Source organism: Thermostichus sp. MS-CIW-25 (genome assembly GCF_054060015.1).
In genome coordinates this window covers 1-1,495 of sequence record NZ_JBSSCS010000082.1, presented here as the reverse complement: position 1 = coordinate 1,495, position 1,495 = coordinate 1, and the positions used below count along the sequence as shown (strand labels likewise).

At 58.6% G+C, this 1,495-nt stretch carries 2 protein-coding genes; one reads left to right on the top strand and one right to left on the bottom strand.

The window, feature by feature from the left end:
• Positions 1–531 precede the first annotated feature (531 nt).
• A complete protein-coding gene (locus tag ACVWZ1_RS14350) occupies positions 532–717 on the bottom strand; it encodes a hypothetical protein (RefSeq protein WP_457503746.1) in 186 nt (61 codons plus the stop codon).
• A gap of 110 nt (positions 718–827) precedes the next feature.
• On the opposite strand from ACVWZ1_RS14350, the gene ACVWZ1_RS14345 reads away from it, so the two are divergent.
• Positions 828–1,495, top strand: a 668-nt coding sequence (locus tag ACVWZ1_RS14345; RefSeq protein ID WP_457503745.1) for a tetratricopeptide repeat protein, incomplete at its 3' end; no start/stop codon positions are given.

Below are 1,495 nucleotides of genomic sequence, written 5' to 3'. Positions count from 1 at the left end.
GTCAGGCTCCGGCTTCTACCAGGTGCGGCTGCAGTGTGCCAAGGAGGTGTGGAATAACCAGGCCACGTCAGTATTCCCCACCTTAACTGCTTCCTTTAGCACCACAACTTCTGCAAGTGCTTCTGGAGCACCTGCATTTAACGCGGTTGCTCCTGTGGCAGTAGGGTTCACTGGGGCCGTTACGCTTACTTTTAACGATGACAATACTACTGCTAGTGCAAGCACCTATCAAGTTAACACCAGCTTCCCAGCCACGCTCACGATTACCCTCCTGGCCACCAACCCAGTTACGGTAAGCTTCAGTGCTGCAGGAAGCACCTTTACTGCTTTCCTACCCACTGGTCAGACTACCATTACGCAGAGTATCCTAGAGATACGTGGCCTTGGAATTAGTACTTCCTTCACATTTACCGGTCCGACGGTTAGTGCTACAGGTAACGCAAACCTAAACCAAGTCAGCTTTACTGCCTCTGGCAGTCAGCTCACTGGCCCGGTCAACCTGACTCTAGTCATCCCCAACCAAACTTTCTCCTACTCGGCCACCTTCACTGCCAGCTTTACCTCCAGCGGCACGGTGGCAGGCACGCCGGCCAATGCGGCGGGTCTGGAGATCAGCCAAGGAGCAGGTGGTACTTGCCGCGCCGAGTTCGACAAAGAGCCGGCTACAGGCACGGGTGCTGCCCCCATCACCACCGCTCGCGGGCCGCGGCTGGACATCACCTTCACTGTCCCGTTCTAGTCGGCAGGCTGTTTAACCCCTCGGCGGGCCTGAAAGTTCAGGCCCGTTTTTTTCTCGCGGAACTCAGATGGGTGTAGGATTAGAGGTTATGAAATCTAGGGATCCAGGCCAAGTGACACCCGATGCGCTGATAGCTACTTTGGAAGTGGCCATCCGCCACCACCAGGCGGGGGATCTGCAGCAGGCGGAGGCGGCCTACCGGCAGGTGCTGGCTCTCCAGCCGGAGCAGCCTGATGCTCTACACTTTCTGGGCATTCTCTGCTACCAAACGGGCCGGCTGCAGGAAGCCGCGGCCCACCTGGCCAAGGCCACGCAGCTTCGGCCAGAGCAGGCAGCTTTTCACAGCAACTTGGGCGCTGTATATCAAGCGCTGGGCAAGCGGGAAGCAGCTATCGAATGCTACAGCCAAGCGGTGGCTCTGCAGCCGGATCACCTGCAGGCCCTCTTCAACCTGGGCCTCTGCCACTTTCAACTGGGCCAGTATGACCAGGCTGAGCTGTATTACCGGCGGGCCCTGGCCCTGCAGCCCCAAGATCCTCAGATTTTGACAGATTTGGCCCACATTGAGCGGCAAAAAGGGCGGCTGGCAACGGCCATTGAGCATCTGGAGCAAGCCCTGGCAGCCGAGCTTACCCCCGAACGGGCACAGCAGTTGGCGGATCTCTGCCGCGAGGCCGGGCAGTTGGAGCGTTCTGTTGAGCTCTATCGGCAGCTTCTGGAGCAGGATCCGCAGCAAGCGGCCTTGTACAACGGCCT